Source organism: Methylophaga sp. UBA2689 (assembly GCA_002354555.1).
GTDB lineage: Bacteria > Pseudomonadota > Gammaproteobacteria > Nitrosococcales > Methylophagaceae > Methylophaga.
In genome coordinates, this window is sequence record DELT01000084.1 from 3,129 (window position 1) to 7,303 (window position 4,175).

Annotated in this window: 5 protein-coding genes; 4 read left to right on the forward strand and 1 reads right to left on the reverse strand. The window is 46.4% G+C overall.

Annotated elements, in window-relative coordinates; all coding sequences use genetic code 11:
* The first annotated feature begins 61 nt into the window (after positions 1-61).
* The 4 genes from mch (at position 62) to fae (ending at position 3,486) form a co-directional block, all read left to right on the forward strand.
* Positions 62-1,045, forward strand: coding sequence for a methenyltetrahydromethanopterin cyclohydrolase (mch, locus tag B3M51_RS10090; protein ID WP_292482646.1), 984 nt, complete (start codon positions 62-64; stop codon positions 1,043-1,045).
* A 9-nt stretch (positions 1,046-1,054) separates the two neighbouring features.
* Positions 1,055-1,981, forward strand: a complete 927-nt coding sequence (locus tag B3M51_RS10095) for a RimK family alpha-L-glutamate ligase (protein ID WP_292482648.1) — start codon at positions 1,055-1,057, stop codon at positions 1,979-1,981.
* Complete coding sequence (locus tag B3M51_RS10100; RefSeq protein WP_292482650.1) at positions 1,971-2,849, forward strand: triphosphoribosyl-dephospho-CoA synthase; 879 nt, start codon at positions 1,971-1,973, stop codon at positions 2,847-2,849. Before B3M51_RS10095 ends, B3M51_RS10100 begins: the two co-directional genes overlap by 11 nt.
* A gap of 118 nt (positions 2,850-2,967) precedes the next feature.
* Positions 2,968-3,486, forward strand: coding sequence for a formaldehyde-activating enzyme (gene fae / locus B3M51_RS10105; RefSeq protein WP_014705284.1), 519 nt, complete (start codon positions 2,968-2,970; stop codon positions 3,484-3,486).
* A 41-nt stretch (positions 3,487-3,527) separates the two neighbouring features.
* On the opposite strand, the gene B3M51_RS10110 is transcribed toward fae, so the two are convergent.
* Positions 3,528-4,175: HisA/HisF-related TIM barrel protein (locus tag B3M51_RS10110; RefSeq protein ID WP_292758875.1), on the reverse strand; the 648-nt coding region annotated here is incomplete at its 5' end.

The window sequence follows — 4,175 nt, forward strand, 5'->3', positions numbered from 1 at the left end:
CATTACAGCGCCCAATGCATAACGTATACTATTTTCATTTTTTATCAGACAGGATCTTTTCATGAGCAGTCAAATCTCCGCCAACTGGACCAGTGTGAACGCCGCCAGTAAGCCACTGGTTGATAAATTAATCGACAATGCTCAAGCCCTGCAATTGGAAATCAGTCATTTATCCAATGGTACACGCGTCGTTGATGCAGGTATTAAGGCTACCGGTGGTCTGGAAGCGGGTCGACTGATTGGAGAAATCTGCATGGGTGGACTGGGTACCGCAACTCTCGGCAGTACCAGCGGTTTTAACGATTGGCCTTGGTCAGTGAATGTTCATGCAAAAACGCCGGTATTAAGTTGTCTTGGCAGTCAATATGCGGGCTGGAGTCTCTCTCACAAAAGTGAAGATGTGAAATTTTTTGCCCTGGGCTCCGGGCCAGGTCGTGCACTTGCTGCGCGGGAAGAATTATTCAAGGAATTTGGCTATCAGGATAAAGCAGATTCAACGGTTATCGTGTTGGAAGTGGATAGCATGCCCCCCGTCGAAATTGCCGATAAAGTTGCTGATAACTGTGGCATCAAACCTGAGAACCTGACGTTAATTCTGACGCCAACCACCAGTCTGGCGGGGGTAATGCAAATTGCCATTCGTGTACTGGAAGTGGCCATGCATAAAGCCCATACCCTGCACTTCCCGATGGATAAAATTGTGGATGGTTTTGGAACCACGCCTGTGGCACCACCCGGTGGTGATTTTATGACCGGCATGGGCCGAACCAACGACGCTATTCTGTATGGCGGTACCGTGCATCTTTTTGTGAACAGTACCAATGATGAAGCACAAGAACTTGCCGAGAAAATGCCCAGCAATACATCGTCTGATTATGGTCGCCCGTTCGGTCAGATTTTCAAATCTTACGAATATGACTTTTTCAAAATTGATCCGATGCTTTTCAGTCCGGCAAAAGTCATTATCACCAGCACCCAAACCGGGAAAAGCTTCACTGCAGGTGAATTGAATGCCGACTTATTGAAGCAGTCTTTCGGACTTTAATGATTGACTATGCCTAGCGCCCGCGTTGCTGTTTTTAATGATACTCACGGGTGGCATAGTGCTCAGCTGACTGAAGCACTGGCTGACTTAAATATTGAAACGGTGCTTATCGATCTGGCGGAATGCCGGATCGATACCCGCAGTCCAACAGGTATGGTGATTCCGCAGTTTGAAACGACATTGCCTGATGCTGTGTTGGTCAGAGGCATCGCACCCGGAAGCCTCGAACAAATTACTTTGCGCATGGATGTATTGCATACCCTTGCCGAATTAGGTGTGCCGGTTCTGAATCCCGCCCATGCCATTGAACTCACAGTCGATAAAGCGCGAACGTCATTAAGACTCCATCTGGCGAATATCCCTTCGCCACATACCTGGGCTTGCGAAAGCCGTGAACAGGCATTACAGATTGCCCGCGAAGAATTTGCCAAAGGCTTCAGCCTGGTCGTGAAACCGTTATTTGGTTGTCAGGGGAAAGGCATTCAGCTACTTGAAGAGTTAGCACAACTGGATAATCTCTCAGTAGTTGGTGAGGCTTATTATCTTCAACATTATGTGGCACCGACTCAAACCAGTTGCTGGCAGGACTGGCGCTTGATGGTGGTCAATGGTGAAGTCATTGCTGCCATGACACGTCGCTCGAATCATTGGATCACCAACTTTGCTCAAGGTGCCAGCTGTTTTGCCAGTACCGTGACCCATGAAATGGCACAACTTGCTATCAGAGCAACTGCTGCGGTGGAAGCACCTTATGCGGGCGTCGATCTGATTCAGGATCCGCAAGGCCAATTCAGTGTATTGGAAGTCAATAGCGTACCAGCCTGGAAAGGCTTATATCAGGCAACAGGTATTGATATTGCTGCTCGACTGGCATCAATGGTTGCTTCTCATATTCAGCAAACCAGACAGGTATCCCTCCCCGAACATGCTAGCTGACCAACAGATTGCTGACAGTGTCCGCTGGGCCTGTGAGCAGGAAGTCAACGCTCCAAAACCTGGCAATGTAAATGTCTGGAGTGACGGACATAATATGGCTGTACAGGACTTTCTCTCCAGCGCTGCAGCAATTGCTCCGGTAATGGCGCAACACAATCTAAACGTTGGCGAACGGATTTTGCAGTCCATTGTAGCCACCCGTAAGGTCGTCAACTGTAATACCAACCTTGGTATCGTATTATTATTTGCCCCGTTATGTGATGCAATTCAGCGATGTTCCAGCTTTGATCAACTATCCTCAGAGCTTGAAAAGACCCTGACGGCTTTAACCATTGAAGATGCCCGGCTGTGTTATGAAGCGATTCGGTTGGCTGATGCTGGCGGTATGGGTCAGCAAGCTGAAGAGGACATACATCAACAGCCAACGGTAACCCTGCGAAAAGCGATGGTATTAGCGCAGAATCGAGACACAATCGCCTTGCAATACGTAAATAACTACCAGCAAGTATGGGATATCGGCTATAAACAATTGACAGAAGCGCTGAAATGTGGGGAAAAGGTTGAATGGGCCACCACAATCGCGTATCTTTACTTACTAGCACGTGTGCCGGATACGTTAATTATCAGAAAGCAATCCCGGCATATCGCCCAGACAGTGGCACAGAAGGCACAGTTATTTATTTTAAAAATGAATAAAAATAGACCCTTAAGCAATTCAACAACTGAGCTGACCGTCTGGGATCACGAATTAAAGAGTCACGCCATAAATCCCGGAACCTCCGCAGATATGACTGCAGCAGCATTGCTGCTATTTGCGTTTGAGCAGGCGTTTGATTCAAACCGAATTTCAGTAGCACGATGCTTATAGCGGGCGGCACTGAGCAGGTGATACGTTCCTTTATTACGTATAAACCTCAATCTCGCATAAAAAGGTTGAGGAAAAAATGAGCCTTTTTGACAATTTTTTTGGAACAGGAAAATATAACATGCCAGTTATCGATCGCGTACTTGTAGGTGAATCCTTAGTCATTGAAGATGGTGACTTAGACAACGTTGCTCACATTGATTTATTAATGGGCCCACGTGGTTCAGCAGCAGAAGATGCTTTCTGCCGCACTATGACCGACCAGAAACAAGGTGTTAACGGCCTGTTGGCTGTGGTTGCACCTAACCTGATGGTCAAACCAGCTACCGTTATGTTCAATAAAGTAACCATCAAAAACATGAAACAAGCAGTGCAAATGTTTGGCCCTGCACAACGTGGTGTTTCTGTTGCCGTTGCTGAGTGTGTTGAAGATGGCACCATCCCTCTCAGTGAAGCTGATGATTGCTTCATTTGCGTTGGTGTATTTATCTCACCAACTGCTGACAGTGATGAGAAAATCCAGGACTGGAACTACCGTGCAACTAAAGAAGCTATCAAACGTGCAGTAGCTCGTGAGCCTAAAGCGGCTGACGTTGTTGCACAATACAAAGCTTCTGAACACCCATTTGGTGCTAAGTAAGTTTTAGACTGATGTAAATGCCGCCCTTCGGGGCGGCATTTTCAGTTCATTATCTGGCGTATTGTATCGACGCCAAGTCTGCCTTTGTGTAAAGCACTGGCAATCAAAGCTCCTTTGATTTGTTTTTTTGCCAGATGCATTAAATCTTCTTCCCCACGCACACCTCCCGCCGCAATTAATTGCGCACCAGGCTTAATCTTTTGAATTGTATTCAATAACTTTTCATCTGGCCCATTATCCATCCCCACGGTATCCAGACTCATCACAATGATAGTGTCAGGCCATAAATCTACCTGCGTTAACAAATCATATTGACCCAATAACTGCCCCTGCCGAAAATCCAGAGATAATATAAATTCCGTGGGTTGCAACGTGTTTAACAATTGAAGATCCTGCAGAGTCTCACTTCCCAATACCGGCTTAATATTCGGAATATCACACCAGTCCTGCCAGTCATTCAGAGTACGGATTCCCGCATCCAACCAGATGGTTAATTGTGGAAATAACTGGTGCAGTTGCAAATAAAACGCTTTATCGATGTTTTTACATTCTATTGCATCCAGATCCGCAATATAAATATCGGTAAACGGATACCATTTCAGTAACTGTTTAATCACCGCATTTGGATAGACACTGGAGGTTAATTGCGAAGTAAGTGGCTGATATTGATCACGCCTTCCACCTTGTGC

What these genes read in the sequence shown, in the direction of transcription:
- mch (WP_292482646.1), top strand. Translation starts at nt 62, where the DNA reads ATGAGCAGTCAAATCTCCGCCAACTGGACCAGTGTGAACGCCGCCAGT.
- fae (WP_014705284.1), top strand. Translation starts at nt 2,968, where the DNA reads ATGCCAGTTATCGATCGCGTACTTGTAGGTGAATCCTTAGTCATTGAA.
- B3M51_RS10095 (WP_292482648.1), top strand. Translation starts at nt 1,055, where the DNA reads ATGCCTAGCGCCCGCGTTGCTGTTTTTAATGATACTCACGGGTGGCAT.
- B3M51_RS10100 (WP_292482650.1), top strand. Translation starts at nt 1,971, where the DNA reads ATGCTAGCTGACCAACAGATTGCTGACAGTGTCCGCTGGGCCTGTGAG.